Origin of the sequence: Pseudomonas sp. TAE6080 (assembly GCF_018732265.1) — a bacterium.
GTDB lineage: Bacteria > Pseudomonadota > Gammaproteobacteria > Pseudomonadales > Pseudomonadaceae > Aquipseudomonas > Aquipseudomonas brenneri.
The window spans coordinates 34,052-52,772 of the sequence record NZ_JAHIDY010000013.1; the positions used below are offsets into that span (position 1 = coordinate 34,052).

Annotated in this window: 17 protein-coding genes; 2 read left to right on the forward strand and 15 right to left on the reverse strand. The window is 59.0% G+C overall.

All coding sequences use genetic code 11. The features are described 5' to 3' along the window. Positions 1 to 2: 2 nt before the first annotated feature. The 15 genes from rnhB to rpsB all read right to left on the reverse strand — a co-directional run bounded on the left by rnhB (position 3) and on the right by rpsB (position 14,628). Positions 3 to 635: a ribonuclease HII gene (gene rnhB, locus KL786_RS12050; protein ID WP_215517732.1), complete on the reverse strand. Its 633-nt coding sequence runs from the start codon at positions 633 to 635 to the stop codon at positions 3 to 5. Then, positions 632 to 1,771, reverse strand: a complete 1,140-nt coding sequence (lpxB, locus tag KL786_RS12055) for a lipid-A-disaccharide synthase (protein WP_215517733.1) — start codon at positions 1,769 to 1,771, stop codon at positions 632 to 634. Before lpxB ends, rnhB begins: the two co-directional genes overlap by 4 nt. A 2-nt stretch (positions 1,772 to 1,773) precedes the next feature. Then, positions 1,774 to 2,550 carry an acyl-ACP--UDP-N-acetylglucosamine O-acyltransferase gene (gene lpxA, locus KL786_RS12060; RefSeq protein ID WP_032858160.1) on the reverse strand — a complete coding sequence of 259 codons (777 nt, stop codon included), beginning with the start codon at positions 2,548 to 2,550 and terminating at the stop codon, positions 1,774 to 1,776. Further along, positions 2,547 to 2,987: a 3-hydroxyacyl-ACP dehydratase FabZ gene (gene fabZ / locus KL786_RS12065; RefSeq protein WP_029297270.1), complete on the reverse strand. Its 441-nt coding sequence runs from the start codon at positions 2,985 to 2,987 to the stop codon at positions 2,547 to 2,549. Before fabZ ends, lpxA begins: the two co-directional genes overlap by 4 nt. 110 nt (positions 2,988 to 3,097) lie before the next feature. Next, a complete protein-coding gene (gene lpxD / locus KL786_RS12070) occupies positions 3,098 to 4,153 on the reverse strand; it encodes a UDP-3-O-(3-hydroxymyristoyl)glucosamine N-acyltransferase (protein WP_215517734.1) in 1,056 nt (351 codons plus the stop codon). 3 nt (positions 4,154 to 4,156) lie between these two features. Then, positions 4,157 to 4,660 (reverse strand): OmpH/Skp family outer membrane protein, encoded by a 504-nt coding sequence (locus tag KL786_RS12075; protein ID WP_003219314.1) that lies wholly within the window; start codon positions 4,658 to 4,660, stop codon positions 4,157 to 4,159. Positions 4,661 to 4,705: 45 nt separating this feature from the next. Continuing rightward, positions 4,706 to 7,093 carry an outer membrane protein assembly factor BamA gene (gene bamA / locus KL786_RS12080; protein ID WP_215517735.1) on the reverse strand — a complete coding sequence of 796 codons (2,388 nt, stop codon included), beginning with the start codon at positions 7,091 to 7,093 and terminating at the stop codon, positions 4,706 to 4,708. Positions 7,094 to 7,167: 74 nt separating this feature from the next. Beyond that, a complete protein-coding gene (gene rseP / locus KL786_RS12085; RefSeq protein ID WP_029297276.1) occupies positions 7,168 to 8,520 on the reverse strand; it encodes a sigma E protease regulator RseP in 1,353 nt (450 codons plus the stop codon). A 35-nt stretch (positions 8,521 to 8,555) separates the two neighbouring features. Then, positions 8,556 to 9,746, reverse strand: coding sequence for a 1-deoxy-D-xylulose-5-phosphate reductoisomerase (gene ispC / locus KL786_RS12090; RefSeq protein WP_215517736.1), 1,191 nt, complete (start codon positions 9,744 to 9,746; stop codon positions 8,556 to 8,558). Next, positions 9,743 to 10,549 carry a phosphatidate cytidylyltransferase gene (locus KL786_RS12095; protein ID WP_215517737.1) on the reverse strand — a complete coding sequence of 269 codons (807 nt, stop codon included), beginning with the start codon at positions 10,547 to 10,549 and terminating at the stop codon, positions 9,743 to 9,745. The genes ispC and KL786_RS12095 overlap by 4 nt, the downstream gene beginning before the upstream one ends. After that, complete coding sequence (uppS, locus tag KL786_RS12100; RefSeq protein ID WP_029297283.1) at positions 10,549 to 11,304, reverse strand: polyprenyl diphosphate synthase; 756 nt, start codon at positions 11,302 to 11,304, stop codon at positions 10,549 to 10,551. Before uppS ends, KL786_RS12095 begins: the two co-directional genes overlap by 1 nt. 17 nt (positions 11,305 to 11,321) lie before the next feature. Next, positions 11,322 to 11,879 carry a ribosome recycling factor gene (gene frr, locus KL786_RS12105; protein WP_032858165.1) on the reverse strand — a complete coding sequence of 186 codons (558 nt, stop codon included), beginning with the start codon at positions 11,877 to 11,879 and terminating at the stop codon, positions 11,322 to 11,324. Further along, on the reverse strand, positions 11,876 to 12,619 hold the full coding sequence (pyrH, locus tag KL786_RS12110) for a UMP kinase (protein WP_019692086.1): 744 nt from the start codon (positions 12,617 to 12,619) through the stop codon (positions 11,876 to 11,878). The genes frr and pyrH overlap by 4 nt, the downstream gene beginning before the upstream one ends. A 211-nt stretch (positions 12,620 to 12,830) precedes the next feature. After that, on the reverse strand, positions 12,831 to 13,694 hold the full coding sequence (gene tsf, locus KL786_RS12115) for a translation elongation factor Ts (RefSeq protein WP_003172264.1): 864 nt from the start codon (positions 13,692 to 13,694) through the stop codon (positions 12,831 to 12,833). A gap of 193 nt (positions 13,695 to 13,887) precedes the next feature. Then, positions 13,888 to 14,628: a 30S ribosomal protein S2 gene (rpsB, locus tag KL786_RS12120; protein WP_029297291.1), complete on the reverse strand. Its 741-nt coding sequence runs from the start codon at positions 14,626 to 14,628 to the stop codon at positions 13,888 to 13,890. A 386-nt stretch (positions 14,629 to 15,014) separates the two neighbouring features. Here rpsB and map point away from each other — a divergent pair, with 386 nt between their 5' ends. Together map and KL786_RS12130 are read left to right on the forward strand one after the other, a co-directional pair. Then, positions 15,015 to 15,797 carry a type I methionyl aminopeptidase gene (map, locus tag KL786_RS12125; protein ID WP_032858167.1) on the forward strand — a complete coding sequence of 261 codons (783 nt, stop codon included), beginning with the start codon at positions 15,015 to 15,017 and terminating at the stop codon, positions 15,795 to 15,797. 67 nt (positions 15,798 to 15,864) lie between these two features. Next, complete coding sequence (locus KL786_RS12130) at positions 15,865 to 18,567, forward strand: [protein-PII] uridylyltransferase (protein WP_215517738.1); 2,703 nt, start codon at positions 15,865 to 15,867, stop codon at positions 18,565 to 18,567. Positions 18,568 to 18,721 lie beyond the last annotated feature (154 nt).

Here is an 18,721-nt window from a genome sequence, read left to right on the forward strand (position 1 = left end):
GCCTAACGCTCGGCCAGGTTTTCGCGCGCCTCATAAGCCAGGCGTACCGGGGCAAACGAGCGTCGGTGGATCGGTGTCGGGCCCAATCGGGCCAGGGCTTCCAGATGAACGGGCGTCGGGTAGCCTTTATGGCCGCCAATGCCGTAGCCCGGATAGATCAATTCGAACGCCGCCATTTCACGGTCACGACTGACCTTGGCCAGGATCGAGGCGGCGGCAATCGCCGGAACCTTGCTATCACCCTTGACCACCGCTTCGGCCGGCATCGCCAGCCTCGGGCAGCGATTACCGTCGATCATCGCCAGTTTCGGGGTGATGTGCAGCCCCTCGACGGCGCGCTGCATGGCCAGCATCGTGGCGTGCAGGATATTCAGCTCGTCGATTTCCTCGACTTCGGCCCTGGCGATATGCCAACTGAGGGCCTTTTCGCAAATTTCGTCAAACAGCTTTTCCCGACGGGCCTCGGTCAGTTTCTTCGAGTCGTTGAGGCCGAGGATCGGACGATTCGGGTCCAGAATCACCGCCGCCGTGACCACCGCGCCGCACAGCGGGCCACGCCCTACTTCATCGACACCGGCGACCAGTTCGTGGGTTTGGGCAACCAGGCTGAAATCCAGGCCGATTTGCGTCTTCATAGGGTTTCCTGCTGGCGGCCAATCAAGGTCAACACGGCATCTGCTGCCTGGTTCGACGCATCACGGCGCAAGGTACGGTGAATTTCGTCAAACCCACGGGTCTGCTCTTCGCCACCGTCGATCAACGGCGCAATGGTCTGGGCCAATGCTTCGGGTGTTGCCGCGTCCTGCAACAACTCCGGCACCAACAAACGCTGGGCCAGCAGGTTGGGCAAGGAGATGTAGGGACTTTTGACCATGCGCTTGAGAATCCAGTAGGTCAGCGGCGCCAGGCGATAAGCCACGACCATCGGGCGTTTATAGAGCAAGGCCTCAAGCGTGGCGGTACCGGAAGCGATCAACACCGCATCGCAGGCGGCCAGGGCCAGGTGCGAGTTACCGTCGAGCAGTGTCAACGGCAGGTCGCGCCCCACCAACAAAGCCTCGATTTGTGCGCGCCGCTGCGGGCTGGAGCACGGCAACACAAAACGCACCCCAGGCTTCAGGGCCTGCAGGCGCTCAGCCGCATCAAAGAACAGTGCGCCCAGACGTCCGACCTCACCGCCACGACTGCCGGGCATCAACGCCACCAGCGGCCCCTCGGGCAAGCCCAACTCGGCGCGGGCTGCGGCACGATCGGCCTGCAACGGGATGGTATCGGCCAGGGTGTGGCCGACAAACCTTACCGGCACGCCCTTTTCTTCATAGAACCGTGCCTCGAAAGGCAGCAGGGTCAACATCAGGTCGCAGCCTTCACGGATCTTCAAGACCCGCTTCTGTCGCCACGCCCACACGGACGGGCTGACGTAATGCACGGTCTTGATCCCAGCCTGACGCAGCTTGAGTTCGATATTGAGGGTGAAGTCCGGTGCATCGATACCGATAAAGACGTCCGGTTTCTCTGCAATCAGGGTCTGGATCAGCAGTTTGCGTCGAGCGAGCAGCTCGCGCAGGCGCCCGAGCACTTCCACCAGCCCCATGACCGACAAACGCTCCATGGGAAAGTAGGAAGCCAGGCCTTCGGCCTGCATCAGCGGGCCGCCGACACCAATGAATTCAACCGCTGGATGCTGCGCCTTGAGCGCGCGCATCAGGCCAGCGCCCAATATATCGCCGGAAGCTTCTCCGGCCACCAATGCAATACGCAGTGTGGCCATGATCAGCGGGTGATGCCGCGAGTCGATGCCTGGATCGAATCACGGAATATGGCAACTTCAGGAAACAACGCCGCCGGCTCAGCCAGCTCTGCCAGCGCCTGGTCAACCGTCAGGCCCTGGCGATACACCACCTTGTAGGCGCGACGCAGGGCGTGGATTGCATCTTCGCTGAAACCCCGGCGGCGCATGCCTTCGAAGTTCATGCTGCGGGCTTCGGCGGGGTTGCCAAATACCGTGACGAACGCCGGTACATCCTTGCCAATAGCAGTACCCATGCCGGAAAAGCTGTGGGCGCCGATATGGCAATACTGATGCACCAGGGTGAAACCGGACAGGATCGCCCAGTCGTCAACATGTACATGGCCGGCCAACGCAGTGTTGTTGACCAGGATGCAGTGGTTGCCAATCACGCTGTCATGGCCGATGTGCGCATAGGCCATCACCAGATTGTGATCGCCCAGGGTGGTTTCTGCCCGGTCCTGCACAGTGCCACGGTGAATGGTCACGCCTTCACGAATGATGTTGTGATCACCGATTACCAGGCGGGTTTCTTCACCCTTGTACTTCATGTCCGGCGTATCTTCGCCTACCGAGGAAAACTGGTAGATACGATTGTGTTTGCCGATGCGGGTCGGACCCTTGAGGATCACGTGCGGCCCGATGACTGTCCCCTCGCCGATTTCCACACCTGCGCCGATGATCGACCACGGGCCGACCTCAACGTCGGCGGCCAGCACGGCCGTCGGATCGATGATTGCGCGAGGGTCAATCAAACTCATAGTTTGCGTTCCGCGCAAATGATTTCGGCGGAGCACACAGGTTTGCCGTCAACCGACGCCTGGCACTCGAATTTCCAGATCTGGCGCTTGCAGCTCACGAACTTGGCTTCCAGGATCAACTGGTCACCTGGGGTAACCGGGTTGCGGAAACGCAGTTTGTCGGAGCCCACGAAATAGTAAAGCGTGCCATCGGCAGGCTTCAGGTCGAGCATTTTAAAACCCAGGATACCAGCAGCCTGCGCCATTGCTTCGATGATCAACACGCCCGGCATGATCGGATGCGCCGGGAAGTGGCCATTGAAGAAGGGTTCGTTGATGCTGACATTCTTGTAGGCACGAATGCGCTTTTCCTCAACATTGAGCTCCACTACACGGTCCACCAGCAGGAACGGGTAACGGTGAGGCAGGTATTCGCGAATCTCGTTGATGTCCATCATTTCGGGGGGAAGCCTGTAATAAAGATTGGGAGCGCGCGGACTAAGGCACGCCCCTCTAGCAAATCAAGAAGGCAGTCTAGCTGCTGTGCACACTTGATATGGAAATGGTATCAGCCATCTGATGAAACATTACTGCCAGGGGTCACGTCCCCAACACGCTTTTCCAGATGTTTCAGGCGCCGCGCCATGTCGTCGAGCTGCCTTAAACGGGCCGCGCTCTTGCGCCACTCGGCCGCGGGTTGCATCGCCGTGCCGGAAGAATAGGCCCCAGGCTCGGTAATCGAATGGGTCACCATGGTCATGCCGGTAATGAAAACGTTGTCACACACCTCGATATGGCCCACCAGCCCGACACCGCCAGCCAGCATGCAATGCTTGCCGATCTTGGTGCTGCCGGAAATGCCGACGCACGCGGCCATGGCCGTGTGATCGCCAATCTGTACGTTGTGGGCGATCTGGATCTGGTTGTCGAGCTTCACACCATTGCCAATCACGGTATCGGCCAAAGCCCCGCGATCGACAGCAGTGTTGACGCCAATCTCCACATCGTCACCGATCAGCACACCGCCAACCTGGGCAATCTTCTGCCAGATACCCTTCTCATTGGCGAAGCCGAAGCCTTCGCCGCCGATCACGGCGCCCGACTGAATCACCACACGTTGCCCGATACGCACATCGTGATAGAGGGTCACACGTGGCGCTAGCCAACCGCCTGCACCGATTTCACTGCGCGCACCGATAAAGCAATGAGCCCCTACCGTTACACCGGCGCCAATGCGCGCACCACTCTCGATCACCGCAAAAGCACCGATGCTCGCCGCAGGATCTACCTGTGCGTCATCGGCGATGACCGCAGAAGGATGAATGCCTGGAGCGGCCTTGGGTTTCGGGTCAAACAGGTGGGACACCCGCGCGTAAGCCGCATAAGGATCTGCCACCACCAGCGCATCCCCGGCAAACGTCTCGGCGTCAGCGGCCTTCAGCAATACGGCTGCGGCCTGGCTGTCGCCCAGGTATTTACGGTATTGGGGGTTTGCGAGGAAGCTCAACTGAGCTGGGCCAGCCTCCTGCAAGGTGGCTAGCCCAGTGATTTCTTTCTCCTTGGAGCCACGTAAGGTGGCCCCCAGGAACTCGGCCAACTCGCCGAGTTTGATAGTCGCTGTCATGGTTTACTTCAGCTGGTTCATGCGCTCGATCACCTGGCGGGTGATGTCGTATTGAGGCTTGACGTCGATCACGGCGCCACGCTCGAAGACCAGGTCAAAGGCACCTTTCTTGATGACTTCTTCCACAGCGCTGTCGAGTTTTGGCTTCAGTTGCTTGAGCATTTCACGGTCAGCAACAGCCTTGGCCTCATTCAGCTCCTTGGACTGGAACTGATAGTCACGGGCCTTTTGCTTGAATTCAAGCTCCAGACGCTCGCGCTCGCCTTGTTGCATTTTATCGCCACCGGCGACCAGACGATCCTGAATACCCTTGGCACTGCTTTCCAGTGTCTTGAGCTTGGTCAGTTGCGGACCGAATTTTTTTTCGGCATCCACGGCGTACTTCTTGGCCGCGTCGGATTCCAGCAGGGCCATCTGATAGTTCAGGACAGCGATTTTCATTTCGGCAAACGCCGGGGTTGCGACCAGCACGGTTGCCAGAAGAACCAATTGAGTCAACTTACGCACGATGCACTCCTACAGAATCCGTTGTCGTTATCTTGGGTCGGACGCTTAGAACGTCTGGCCGAGGGAAAATTGGAAAATCTGGGTTTCAGCGTTATCCGGTTTCTTGATCGGCATCGCCAAGGCGAAGCTCAATGGACCCAGGGCAGTAATCCAGGTCACCCCTACACCCACGGAACTGGCCAGGTTACTCAGACTGACATCATTGCACTGAGTGTTGGACTTGATACCCGATGGGTTCCGGACCTGCTCGCACTTGGAGTCGAATACGTTACCCACATCCCAGAAGACCGAAGTACGCAGGGAACGCTGGTCCTTGACGAATGGCAGCGGGAACAGAATTTCCGCACCACCTTGAATCAATACGTTACCACCGAACGGCAGTGGATCGTTGTCGGAGTCAGCTACAGTGCCGGTATTACCGGTAACACCAACACCACGGCTCGGCGTACCACGAGGGCCGAGGGTGCTGTCCTTGAAACCACGTACCGAGTTGAAGCCACCCGCGTAGTAGTTCTCGTAGAACGGCAGGCCATCAGTCGAACCATAGCCATCACCATAGCCCAATTCCGTGTGCAGGCGCATGGTGTAGTTATCGCTCAACGGCGTGAACAATTGGCCACGGTAGTCGAGTTTGAAGAACGACAGGTCGCTACCTGGGGTGGTGGCTTCCAGGGTCAGGCTCTGGGAATGACCACGGGTGGCCAGCACGCCTTTGTTCAGGGTGGACTCGGACCAACCGGCCGAGGCCTTGAAGTTGAGGAACTTGTCACCTTCACGGCGGGTGAAGTCGAAGATCTCGTCCACGGTGTAGACACCGGTCTTGATTTCATCCTGCTGCGCAGTCAGGCCGAAGGTCAGACGCGAGGTCTCACTGATCGGGTAGCCCACGTTGACACCGGCACCCAGGCTGTCGATCGCATAGCTTGCAACGTCGACGTCGAGGTCTTTGTAGTCGGTGGTGCGGTAGAAGGCGTTGTAGCCCAGGCTCACACCGTCAGCAGTCCAGTAGGGGTCCACATAACCGAAGTTGTAGCGGCTCTGGTATTCGCTGCGGGTCAGGCCGATGGAAACCTTGTTACCGGTACCCAGGAAGTTGTTCTGGGTAATCGAGCCACCGAGGATCAGGCCGGCACTCTGTGCAAAACCGACGCTGGCGGTGATCGAACCGGACGCTTGCTCTTCCACGGCGTAGTTCACGTCAACCTGGTCATCCACACCCGGTACGGCCGGGGTCTCGACGTTGACTTCCTTGAAGAAGCCCAGACGCTCAAGACGGGTCTTGGACTGGTCGATCAGGTAGGTCGAAGCCCAGCCACCTTCCATCTGGCGCATTTCACGACGCAGCACTTCATCCTCGGACTTGGTGTTGCCACGGAAGTTGATGCGGTTGACGTAGGCACGCTTGCCCGGATCGACGACAAAGGTGATGTCCACGGTGTGGTCATCATCATGGGGGGTCGGCACGCCGTTGACGTTGGCGAAGGTATAGCCTTCGTTGCCCAGGCGACGGGTGATCAGTTCGGAGGTGGTGGTCATCAGCTTGCGCGAGAACACCTGGTCCTTCTCGACCAGCAGCAGGGACTTGACCTGGTCTTCAGGCACTTTCAGGTCGCCGCTGAGCTTCACGTCACGTACGCGGTATTTCTCGCCTTCGTTGACGTTGACGGTGATGTAGACGTGTTTCTTGTCCGGCGTGATGGACACCTGGGTCGAAGCGATATCCATGTTGATATAGCCACGGTCCAGGTAGTAGGAGCGCAGACGCTCCAGGTCACCGGAAAGTTTTTCACGAGCATACTTGTCGTCGTTCTTGAAGAACGACAGCCAGTTGGTGGTCTTGAGTTCGAACAGGTCGATCAGGTCTTCGTCGGCGAACTTGGTGTTGCCCACCACGTTGATGTGCTGGATCGCCGCCACGGTGCCTTCGTTGATGTTGACCTTCAGACCGACACGGTTGCGCGGCTGCGGTACCACTTCGGTTTCCACGGAAGCGGAGTAACGGCCCTGGGCAACATACTGACGTTGCAGCTCGTTACGTACGCCTTCGAGGGTGGCACGCTGGAAGATCTCGCCTTCGGCCAGGCCGGATTGCTTGAGACCCTTCATCAAGTCTTCAGTGGAGATCGCCTTGTTGCCTTCGATCTCGATACTGGCGACAGAAGGCCGCTCCACGACAGTGATGACCAGGACGTTGCCTTCACGACCCAGTTGGATATCTTGAAAGAAGCCGGTTTTGAACAGCGCACGAGTGGATTCCACCAGGCGACGGTCGTCAGCCTGTTCCCCAACGTTCAACGGCAAGGCGCCAAACACGCTACCCGCGGAAACCCGCTGGAGGCCGTTGACGCGAATATCGGAGATGGTGAAGGACTCGGCGTGAACTTCGGCGATCATCAATACGGTGAGAACCGCAGTTAGCAGCAGACGTTTCATGAAGTCCTTTCTTATTCCAACTGGCAATAAACAAACTGCCGCAAAATGCGGCAGATTCGCAATTCAGCGAAGCGTTACAGTCGTCCCAGATCGTTGACCAAGGCTAACAACATCACCCCGACCACCAAACTGATACCGATCTGTATCCCCCAACCCTGCACCCGATCCGACAAGGGGCGACCACGCACCCACTCGACGAGATAAAACAACAGATGCCCCCCATCCAATACTGGAATGGGCAACAAATTCAGAACCCCAAGGCTAATACTCAGATAAGCCAGGAAATTCAGGAAATCAGCAACACCCGACTGGGCAGAAGCGCCCGCCACTTTAGCAATGGTTATCGGTCCACTCAAGTTTTTTACCGAGAGCTCGCCGAACAACATTTTCTTCAGGGAATCGAGGGTCAGCACACTCATGGTCCAAGTGCGTCGTGCGCCCTCGCCAATGGCTGCCAACGGCCCGAAACTGACCTCCCTCACCATCGATGGCGGCCATTCGACACCTTTGACCCCGGCGCCCAGATACCCACCGGCCGCTTTGGCCTCCCCGCGCACCGCAAGCGTGACAGGGACGTCGATTTGAGCACCGTCGCGCTCAACTTTCAGCACAATTTTCGTATCAGGACGTACACGAACCAGATCGACCACTTGCTGCCAGTCACCCAGTGCCTGGCCATCCAGGGCCAGCAAACGGTCGCCGGTCTTCAGGCCGGCAGCCTGGGCCGGGCCCTTGGGATCGAGTTCTGCCAATACCGGCGGCAGTGCCGGGCGCCACGGACGAATGCCCAGGGACTTGATCGGATCAGGCTCGTCGGCGCCCTTGAGCCACTTGTCCAACACCAGCTCACGCGGTGTCTCGGCTGTCGAGTCCTGCTCGCGCACCACCAGTTGCACCGTGCCACTTTCGCCCAGGCGCCGGACCAATTGCAGGTTGACCGCGCCCCAACCCGTGGTTGGCTCACCATCAATGGCAACGATTTCCTGGCCGGCGCTCAATCCGGCCTTGGCGGCAATACTGCCCGCCTCGACCGCACCGATGACCGGGCGCACCTGCTGGCTGCCCAGCATTGCCAGGACCCAGAAGAACACCATGGCCAGCAGGAAGTTGGCGATCGGGCCAGCCGCCACGATGGCGATACGCTGACGGACGGTCTTGCGGTTAAAGGATTGATCCAGTTGATCAGCCGGCACTTCGCCTTCGCGCTCGTCGAGCATCTTGACGTAGCCGCCCAGGGGAATGGCTGCAATCACGAATTCGGTGCCGCGCCGGTCATGCCAGCGCAGCAGCGGCATACCAAAGCCCACGGAGAAGCGCAGGACCTTGACGCCACAACGGCGAGCCACCCAGAAATGACCAAATTCGTGGAAAGTGACCAGCACACCCAGAGCAACCAGGGTGCCGACAATCATATAGAGCGCACTCATCTAATCTCTCCGCATTCCAATCCAGCGCCTGGCGACTAACCCGCGTGACGCTTCAACCATTGCTCGGCCAAGACCCGGGCCTTGGCATCTGCCTCGAACACGGCGCCCAAATCATTCACGGCAACCACGGGCTCCAGGCTCAAAATTTCCTCGATGATACGCGCGATCTGTGGAAAACAGATGCGTCGATCCAGAAACGCGGCAACCGCCACCTCATTTGCCGCGTTAAGCATCGCCGGCGCGCTGTTGCCCGCCTCTGCCGCCTCACGCGCCAGGCGCAGGCAAGGGAAGCGCTGCTCATCCGGCGCTTCGAAATCCAGGCGCGCAATGGCAAACAGGTCCAGGGGCGCAACACCGGAGTCGATACGCTCGGGCCAGGCCAGGGCATTGGCGATAGGCGTGCGCATGTCGGGGTTACCCAACTGGGCCAGGACCGAACCATCCACATAGTCGACCAGGGAATGAATCACGCTTTGCGGATGAATCACCACCTCGACCTGTTCAGCCCGGGCATCGAACAACCAGCAAGCCTCGATCAGCTCCAGGCCCTTGTTCATCATGCTCGCCGAATCCACCGAAATCTTGCGCCCCATCGACCAATTGGGATGAGCACAGGCCTGATCCGGAGAAACGTGCTCCAGTTCAGCCAACGGTGTCTGACGGAACGGGCCGCCGGAGGCGGTCAGCAGAATACGGCGCACGCCCACCTGGCTCAGGCCACGGGCGAAATCGCCTGGCATGCATTGAAAAATCGCATTGTGCTCGCTGTCCAACGGCAACAGCACGGCACCGCTCTTGCGCACGGCCTGCATAAACAGCGCGCCGGACATGACCAATGCTTCTTTATTGGCCAACAGGATCTTCTTGCCAGCATCGACCGCCGCAAGGGTTGGACGCAAGCCGGCGGCGCCGACAATGGCCGCGACCACGGTATCCACTTCAGAAGCGGCAGACACCTGGCACAAGCCTTCCTCGCCGACCAGCACCTGGGTCGACAACCCTGCTGCCCGCAGATCATCCTGCAAGCCACGGGCAGCAACGGCATCCGGTACCACCGCGTACTGCGGCACATGCCGAACGCACAGCGCCAACAGCTCGCTCAAGCGACTGAAGCCGGTCAGGGCAAACACCTGATAGCGCTCTGGGTGACGGGCAATCACATCCAGCGTGCTCAACCCGACCGAGCCAGTGGCCCCCAGCACGGTAACCTGCTGCAAGCGGCTCACGAGGCAGCCATCCACAACAGCACGGCAAACACCGGGATTGCCGCCGTGAGGCTATCAATGCGATCCAGTACGCCGCCATGGCCGGGCAGCAGGTTGCTGCTGTCCTTGATACCCGCCTGGCGCTTGAACATGCTTTCGGTGAGGTCGCCGACCACCGAGATCAGCACCACCACCGCCGCCGCAATCAACGCCAGAAGTATCTGCTTGACGCTCCAATCACGCACGACGCCGACAACGGCGGTAATCACCAGTGTCAGCACCAGCCCGCCGTACACCCCTTCCCAGCTCTTGCCGGGACTGACTGCCGGGGCCAGTTTGCGCTTGCCAAAGGCACGGCCGGAGAAGTACGCGCCAATATCCGCGCCCCAGACCAACACCATCACCGCCATGATCAACCAGTTCCCCAGGGCCATGTGCTTGATATAGACCAGCCCTTGCCAGGCCGGCAGTAGAATCAGCAGACCGATCACCAGCTTGCAGGCGACGCTGGACCACTGGCCGCTGGTACGCGGGTAGGTCAACACCAGGAATGTCGCCAACGCCCACCACAGCACCGCTGCCCCCAGCACCCAAGGGGCGACATCCGGCAGGATGTACATCAGGAACAGCAATAGCGCGACAATGGCGGCGTACACCACACGCGGCAATTGCTCGGCAAACCCTGCCAGGCGCGCCCATTCCCAGGCGCCCAAGGTCACGACCAGGCCGATGAACAATGCAAAGCCTGCACCTTCGAGCAGGAAAAACCCGCACAGGGCGATTGGCAGCAGGATCAGTGCCGTGATGATTCGTTGTTTAAGCATTAAACCCGGGCTCCAGCTTCGATCTGCTCGCTCGTTTTACCGAAGCGACGCTGACGGGAAGCGAAATCGGCCAGCGCATTGCGCATGGCATCGTGTTTGAAGTCCGGCCAGAACAGGTCGGAGAAGTACAGCTCGGTATAGGCCAACTGCCACAACAGGAAGTTGCTGATGCGGTGTTCGCCACCGGTACGGATGCACAGGTCCGGCAACGGCAGGTCGCCGGTCACCAGGCAGGTTTGCAACAACTCGGGCGTGATGTCTTCCGGGCGCAGATGGCCGGCCTGCACTTCACGCGCCAGGCGCTGTGCAGCCTGGGCGATATCCCATTGGCCACCATAATTGGCGGCGATTTGCAGGACGAAGCGGTTGCTGCCAGCCGTGATTGCCTCGGCTTCACGCATGGCCGCCTGCAGTTCCGGATGGAACCGCGAGCGGTCGCCGATGATGCGCAGGCTGATGTTGTTGTCGTTCAGGCGCTTGGCCTCGCGACGCAAAGCCTTGAAGAACAGGTCCATCAAGGCGCTGACTTCGTCGGCCGGCCGCTGCCAGTTTTCACTGGAGAAGGCAAACAAGGTCAAGACCTCGACCTTGGCCTCGGCACACACCTCGATCACGGCCCGTACCGCATCGACACCCGCTTTATGCCCGGCAACACCTGGCATAAAGCGTTTCTTCGCCCAGCGATTATTCCCATCCATGATGATCGCGACATGGCGCGGCACCACAGAGGGTACAGTCTGCTTGGTCTTTTCCATGAAGGCGTCCTGACCCCTTATACGGCCATCAGGTCCTTTTCTTTCTCTTCCGTGGCCTTGGTGATCTGGGCCTCGGCGTCCTTGGTCAGCTTGTCGATATCGGCGACGGCGCGGCGCTCTTCGTCTTCGCTGATTTCCTTGTCCTTGACCAGTTTCTTCAGGTCACCCAGGGCATCACGACGGATGTTGCGCACGGCAACACGGGCATCTTCAGCCGCGCTGCGCGCCTGCTTGGTGAAGCCCTTGCGGGTTTCTTCAGTCAGGGCAGGCATGGAGATCAGCAGCAACTCACCCAGGTTGGTTGGGTTGAGGTTCAGGCCAGCGCTCTGGATCGCCTTGTCGACAGCGGCCAGCATGTTGCGCTCGAACGCCACGACCTGCAGGGTCCGGGAGTCCTTGACGGTCACGTTGGCAACGCCGCTCAGCGGGGTATCGGAGCCGTAGTAAGGCACCATCACGCTACCCAGGATGCTTGGGTGGGCCTTGCCGGTACGAATCTGGCCGAATGCGTGGGCCAGAGACTCCAGGGATTTTTGCATACGCGCCTGGGCGTCTTTCTTGATTTCGTTGATCATTGTTCGCCTTCCTCGATCAGAGTCCCTTCTGCGCCGCCGTGTACGATATTCAGCAGGGCGCCGGGCTTGTTCATGTTAAATACGCGCAGCGGCATCTTGTGGTCGCGGCACAGGCAGATTGCCGTCAGATCCATCACGCCCAGCTTGCGATCCAGCACTTCATCATAAGTCAGATGATCGAACTTCTCGGCATGCGGGTCCTTGAATGGATCAGCGGTGTAGACACCATCAACCTTGGTGGCCTTGAGCACTACGTCGGCATCGATTTCGATGGCGCGCAGGCAGGCAGCAGAGTCGGTGGTAAAGAACGGGTTGCCGGTGCCGGCAGCAAAGATCACCACCTCTTTGGCGTTCAGGTGGCGCATGGCTTTGCGACGATCGTAATGATCGGTCACACCAACCATGGAAATGGCCGACATCACGATGGCCGAGATATTGGCACGCTCCAGGGCGTCGCGCATGGCCAGGGCGTTCATCACAGTGGCCAGCATGCCCATGTGGTCGCCGGTGACCCGATCCATGCCAGCAGCACTGAGCGCTGCGCCACGGAACAGGTTGCCACCCCCAATCACCAGGCCGACCTGGACACCGATGCCGACCAGTTGGCCGACTTCCAGTGCCATGCGGTCAAGCACCTTGGGATCGATCCCGAACTCTTCCGAGCCCATCAGGGCCTCGCCGCTAAGCTTGAGTAGAATGCGTTTATAGCGAGCCTGATAACCACTGCCCTGCTGAGCCATTGCGAATCTCTCCTGCGGCGTATTTTTAAAAAATTCTTGGCGAGCCGTTTACGGCTTGCGTTCACTCTAGCTGGACGCTGTCACAGCGCCATCGGAACACGGCTTTGTAAGCCAGTTCCAAAGGGAAGCCAAATAAAATTGAACATCCCATTTGAAAAGAGGCTGCGCGCGTGAGCGGGCAGCCTCTCTTGGGCGACAGTTGAAAACTGTCTTACTGCTTGGCGGCAGCCAGCTGGGCAGCAACTTCTTCAGCGAAGTTGTCGACCGGCTTCTCGATGCCGTCGCCTACTTTGAAGTAGGTGAAGGAAACGATTTCAGCACCGGCTTTCTTGGCCAGTTCGCCAACCTTGATTTCAGGGTTCTTGACGAACGCCTGCTCAACCAGGCTTGCTTCGGCCAGGAACTTGCTGATACGGCCTTTGACCATGTTCTCAACAATGTTTTCTGGCTTGCCTTTGATTTTTTCTTCGTTCAGCTGCAGGAACACAGCTTTTTCGCGCTCGATCGCTTCGGCAGAAACTTCCGAAGGCAGCAGGAACTCAGGGTTGCTGGCCGCTACGTGCATAGCGATGTCTTTGGCCAGCTCAACGTTGCCGCCCTTGAGGACAACTGCAACACCGATCTTGTTACCGTGCAGGTAACCACCAACAACATCACCTTCAACACGTACCAGGCGACGGATGTTGACGTTTTCGCCAACCTTGCCGACCAGAACCAGGCGATCGGCTTCTTGAGCGGCGATCAGCGGAGCGGCGTCAGTCAGTTTGTCGGCGAACGCTTTTTCAACGCTAGCAGCAACAAATGCCTTGAAGTCGTCCTGCAGGGCCAGGAAGTCGGTCTGCGAGTTCACTTCCAGCAGAACGGCGGACTTGCCGTCTTCTTTCAGAGCGATAGCGCCTTCAGCAGCGACGTTGCCTGCTTTCTTGGCAGCCTTGATCGCGCCCGAAGCACGCATGTCATCAATGGCTTTTTCGATGTCGCCGTCAGCCTTTTCCAGGGCTTTCTTGCAATCCATCATGCCTTCGCCAGTACGCTCACGCAGTTCTTTAACCAACGCTGCAGTAATTGCTGCCATTTTCAAATTCCTCTTGGATAGGTTTTCAACCATTCCACCCGACTTGTACGGGCGTTCAATTCTTCCCGAACCACCCTTGTTAACCGCTGCACGTTACAGATGCTGTAGCTGTGCCGCTCACAAATGGTTTTCGAGGTGGCAAAAAGGGGGCCAAGCCCCCTTTTTGCTTACTGAGTCAACGCCAGGGCGTCAATTACTCAGCTGCAGCGACCGGTGCTTCTTCAGCAGCGAACTCTACGGTGCCGCCGCCAACATTGTTGCGGCCACGGATTACAGCGTCAGCCATCGAACCCATGTACAGCTGGATAGCGCGGATTGCGTCATCGTTGCCTGGGATGATGTAGTCAACGCCTTCCGGGCTGCTGTTGGTATCGACTACGCCGATAACCGGGATGCCCAGCTTGTTGGCTTCGGTGATCGCGATGCGCTCGTGATCAACGTCGATAACGAACAGTGCGTCAGGCAGACCGCCCATGTCCTTGATACCACCCAGGGAACGATCGAGCTTTTCCAGGTCACGGGAGCGCATCAGCGCTTCTTTCTTGGTCAGCTTGGCGAAAGTACCGTCTTCGGCTTGCACTTCAAGGTCACGCAGACGCTTGATGGAAGCACGGATGGTTTTGAAGTTGGTCAGCATGCCGCCCAACCAGCGGTGATCGACGTACGGCGAACCGCAACGTGCTGCTTCTTCAGCAACGATCTTGCCAGCGGAACGCTTGGTGCCGACGAACAGAATCTTGTTTTTGCCCTGGGCCAGGCGCTCTACGAAAGTCAGAGCTTCGTTGAACATTGGCAGGGTTTTTTCAAGGTTGATAATGTGGATCTTGTTACGCGCGCCGAAAATGTACTTACCCATTTTCGGGTTCCAGTAACGGGTCTGGTGACCGAAGTGCACACCGGCCTTCAGCATATCGCGCATGTTGACTTGGGACATGATAGTTCCTTAATAAGTCGGGTTTGGCCTCCACGTATCCCAATGACCAACCAGCGGCTTCAAGGCCTCCGGCACCCAGGTCATCGTGTCGACACGTGTGTGGATTTAAGCTTTGCGGGGTATCCCCGGAAAGCGGCGCATTTTATACCACAGCAACGACAAAAACGAAACCCGCAATCGCACTTACCTCCCGTCGTCGCCACCCAAGCCATTGAATCGGGTGTAAATACCCACACCTAATAGAGAGAAGCGATAGCCAGACACTCATGGTTTGCACCTTGCGTCTGTTAGAATCGCGTTTTTTGGGCTTGTGCGAACGCTGCACCTTTTTGTCGCACGCCCGTAAACCGTACTGATTTCAGCGCGTCGCGCTAGAGAGAGCCTGTATGACCGTTACCCTGAAAACCGCCGAAGACATCGCAGGCATGCGCGTTGCCGGCAAACTGGCTGCCGACGTTCTGGAAATGATTGCCGAACATGTCAAACCCGGCGTGACCACCGAAGCCCTGGACCGCATCTGCCACGACTATATTGTCGACGTGCAGAAAGCCATCCCCGCGCCACTGAACTACAAAGGCTTCCCCAAGTCGATCTGCACCTCGATCAACCACGTGGTCTGCCACGGGATCCCGGGCGACAAGCCGCTGAAAGACGGCGACACCCTGAACATCGACGTCACCGTGATCAAGGACGGCTACCACGGCGATACCAGCCGCATGTTCCACGTCGGCAACGTGCCGGTCTGGGCCGAACGCCTGTCCCAGGTCACCCAGGAATGCATGTACAAGGCCATTGAGCTGGTCAAGCCGGGCTGCCGCCTGGGCGATATCGGCGAAGTGATCCAGAAACATGCCGAAAAGAACGGTTTCTCGGTGGTCCGCGAATTCTGCGGGCATGGCATCGGCAAGGTGTTCCACGAAGAACCACAGATCCTGCACTACGGCCGCGCCGGCACCGGCATGGAGCTCAAGGCGGGCATGACCTTTACCATCGAACCGATGATCAACCAGGGCAAGGCCGACACCAAGGTACTGGGCGATGGCTGGACCGCCATCACCAAGGACCGCAAGCTCTCGGCGCAGTGGGAACACACCCTGCTGGTCACCGAGACAGGCTACGAGATCTTCACCCTGCGCGCCGATGACACGATTCCCCGCGTTTCGGCCTGATGCTTGCAGCGGGCTTTCCAGATAGCAACGCTGTGACCTCCAGATAGATAGAAAGGAAAGCCGATCGATGCCCCAGGTGGATCCCGAACTCTTCGACCGTGGCCAGTTCCAGGCGGAACTGGCACTGAAGGCAAGCCCGATTGCCGCCTTCAAGAAGGCCATCCGCCAGGCCCGCGAGGTACTCGACGAGCGCTTTCGCAGCGGCCGGGACATCCGCCGGCTGATCGAGGATCGCGCCTGGTTCGTCGATAACATTCTGCAAAAGGCCTGGGAACAGTTCGACTGGAGCGAGGACGCCGATATTGCCCTGGTGGCCGTCGGCGGCTATGGCCGGGGCGAACTGCACCCCTACTCCGATATCGACCTGCTGATCCTGCTGGACAGTGCCGACCACGAGATCTTTCGCGATTCCATCGAGCGTTTTCTGACGCTGTTGTGGGATATCGGCCTGGAAGTTGGCCAGAGCGTTCGCTCGGTGGATGAATGCGCCGAAGAAGCCCGCGCCGACCTGACGGTGGTCACCAACCTGATGGAAAGCCGCACCATCTGCGGCCCCGAGCGCCTGCGCCAGCGCATGCTGGAAGTCACCAGCACCGCGCATATGTGGCCGAGCAAGGAGTTCTTCCTAGCCAAGCGCGCCGAGCAGAAAGCCCGACATCACAAGTACAACGACACCGAGTACAACCTGGAACCCAACGTCAAGGGCTCGCCTGGCGGGCTGCGGGACATCCAGACCATCTTGTGGGTGGCCCGTCGCCAGTACGGCACCCTGAACCTGCGTGCCCTGGCCGGCGAAGGCTTTTTGGTAGAGAGCGAAAACACCCTGCTGGCCTCGTCCCAGGAGTTCCTGTGGAAAGTGCGTTATGCCCTGCATATGCTGGCCGGACGCTCCGAAGATCGCTTGCTGTTCGACCACCAGCGCTCCATCGCCGCCCTACTGGGCTTCGAGGGCGAGGACGCGAAGACCAGCATCGAAAGCTTCATGCAGCAGTACTACCGGGTGGTCATGAGCATCGCCCAGCTCAGCGACCTGATCATCCAGCACTTTGAAGAAGTGATCCTGGCCCCCGAGGACGAAGCGCCGCCGCAACCGATCAACGCGCGCTTCCAACTGCACGACGGCTATATCGAGGCGCGTAACGACTACGTGTTCAAGCGTACGCCATTTGCCATGCTGGAAATCTTCGTGCTGATGGCCCAGCAACCGGAAATCAAGGGCGTGCGCGCCGATACCATCCGCTTGCTGCGGGAAAACCGCCATCTGATCGATGACGAGTTCCGCCACGACATCCGCAATACCAGCCTGTTTATCGAACTGTTCAAGTGCAAGATCGGCATCCACCGCAACCTGCGCCGCATGAACCGCTACGGCATCCTTGGGCGCTATCTGCCGGAGTTCGGTTTTATCGTCGGGCAGATGCAACACGACCTGTTCCACATCTATACGGTCGACGCCCACACCCTGAACCTGATCAAGCACCTGCGTAAGCTGCAATACACCCAGGTGTCAGAGAAATTCCCGCTAGCCAGCAAGTTGATGGCCAAGCTGCCCAAGCCTGAGCTGATCTACCTGGCCGGCCTGTACCACGATATCGGCAAGGGCCGGCATGGCGACCATTCGGAAATCGGCGCAGTGGACGCTGAAGCCTTCTGCCAGCGCCACCAACTGCCGCAGTGGGACAGCCGCCTGATCGTGTGGCTGGTGCAGAACCACCTGGTGATGTCCACCACCGCACAGCGCAAGGACTTGTCCGACCCGCAGGTCATCCACGACTTTGCACAGATCGTCGGCGACGAAACCCGTCTTGACTACCTGTACGTGCTGACCGTCTCCGACATCAATGCCACCAACCCGACCCTTTGGAACTCATGGCGCGCCAGCCTGTTGCGCCAGCTTTATACCGAGACCAAGCGCGCGCTGCGCCGGGGCCTGGAAAACCCGGTGGATCGCGAAGAGCAGATCCGCCGCACCCAGAGCGCGGCCCTGGATATCCTGGTACGCGGCGGCAATGACCCGGATGATGTCGAACAGCTCTGGTCCCAACTGGGCGATGACTATTTCCTGCGTCACACCGCCGGCGACGTGGCCTGGCATACCGATGCCATCCTCCAGCAACCGGCCGACGGCGGCCCGCTGGTGTTGATCAAGGAAACCACCCAGCGCGAATTCGAAGGCGGTACGCAGATCTTCATCTATGCCCCGGACCAGCATGACTTCTTCGCCGTGACCGTGGCCGCAATGGACCAGCTCAACCTGAACATTCATGATGCACGGGTCATTACCTCCAGCAGCCAGTTCACCCTCGACACCTATATCGTGCTCGACACCGAAGGCGAGTCCATCGGCGACAACCCCGAGCGCGTGAAAAAGATCCGTGAAGGCCTGACCGAAGCCCTGCGCAACCCCGACGACTACCCGACCATTATCCAGCGACGGGTGCCGCGCCAGCTCAAGCACTTCGCCTTTGCGCCACAGGTGACCATCCACAACGACGCCCAGCGCCCCGTGACGGTACTGGAGCTCAGCGCACCGGATCGCCCTGGCCTGCTGGCACGGATCGGCGGGATTTTCCTGGAGTTCGACCTGTCGCTGCAGAACGCCAAGATTGCCACCTTGGGCGAGCGGGTCGAAGACGTGTTCTTTATTACCGACGCCGACAACCAACCCCTGTCCGACCCTGAATTGTGCCGCCGCTTGCAGGACGCCATCGTCGCGCAATTGAGCGTGAACCAGGAACCCGGAGTCGAGCTGACGCGCCTGACCCTATGAACACCCGGCCAGTCCAGTGGAACCTGGCTTATGTGGGAGCGGGCTTGCTCGCGAATGCGGTGATTCAGTCAATGAAGCATCGACTGACACTCTGCTTTCGCGAGCAAGCCCGCTCCCACATTTGAATGGCTTTGCCTGGCAAGCCGCATGCTTT

Coding starts and splice junctions, on each gene's coding strand:
- rnhB (WP_215517732.1), bottom strand. CDS start 635: ATGAAGACGCAAATCGGCCTGGATTTCAGCCTGGTTGCCCAAACCCAC.
- lpxB (WP_215517733.1), bottom strand. CDS start 1,771: ATGGCCACACTGCGTATTGCATTGGTGGCCGGAGAAGCTTCCGGCGAT.
- lpxA (WP_032858160.1), bottom strand. CDS start 2,550: ATGAGTTTGATTGACCCTCGCGCAATCATCGATCCGACGGCCGTGCTG.
- fabZ (WP_029297270.1), bottom strand. CDS start 2,987: ATGATGGACATCAACGAGATTCGCGAATACCTGCCTCACCGTTACCCG.
- lpxD (WP_215517734.1), bottom strand. CDS start 4,153: ATGACAGCGACTATCAAACTCGGCGAGTTGGCCGAGTTCCTGGGGGCC.
- bamA (WP_215517735.1), bottom strand. CDS start 7,093: ATGAAACGTCTGCTGCTAACTGCGGTTCTCACCGTATTGATGATCGCC.
- rseP (WP_029297276.1), bottom strand. CDS start 8,520: ATGAGTGCGCTCTATATGATTGTCGGCACCCTGGTTGCTCTGGGTGTG.
- KL786_RS12095 (WP_215517737.1), bottom strand. CDS start 10,549: ATGCTTAAACAACGAATCATCACGGCACTGATCCTGCTGCCAATCGCC.
- uppS (WP_029297283.1), bottom strand. CDS start 11,304: ATGGAAAAGACCAAGCAGACTGTACCCTCTGTGGTGCCGCGCCATGTC.
- frr (WP_032858165.1), bottom strand. CDS start 11,879: ATGATCAACGAAATCAAGAAAGACGCCCAGGCGCGTATGCAAAAATCC.
- pyrH (WP_019692086.1), bottom strand. CDS start 12,619: ATGGCTCAGCAGGGCAGTGGTTATCAGGCTCGCTATAAACGCATTCTA.
- tsf (WP_003172264.1), bottom strand. CDS start 13,694: ATGGCAGCAATTACTGCAGCGTTGGTTAAAGAACTGCGTGAGCGTACT.
- rpsB (WP_029297291.1), bottom strand. CDS start 14,628: ATGTCCCAAGTCAACATGCGCGATATGCTGAAGGCCGGTGTGCACTTC.
- map (WP_032858167.1), top strand. CDS start 15,015: ATGACCGTTACCCTGAAAACCGCCGAAGACATCGCAGGCATGCGCGTT.
- KL786_RS12130 (WP_215517738.1), top strand. CDS start 15,865: ATGCCCCAGGTGGATCCCGAACTCTTCGACCGTGGCCAGTTCCAGGCG.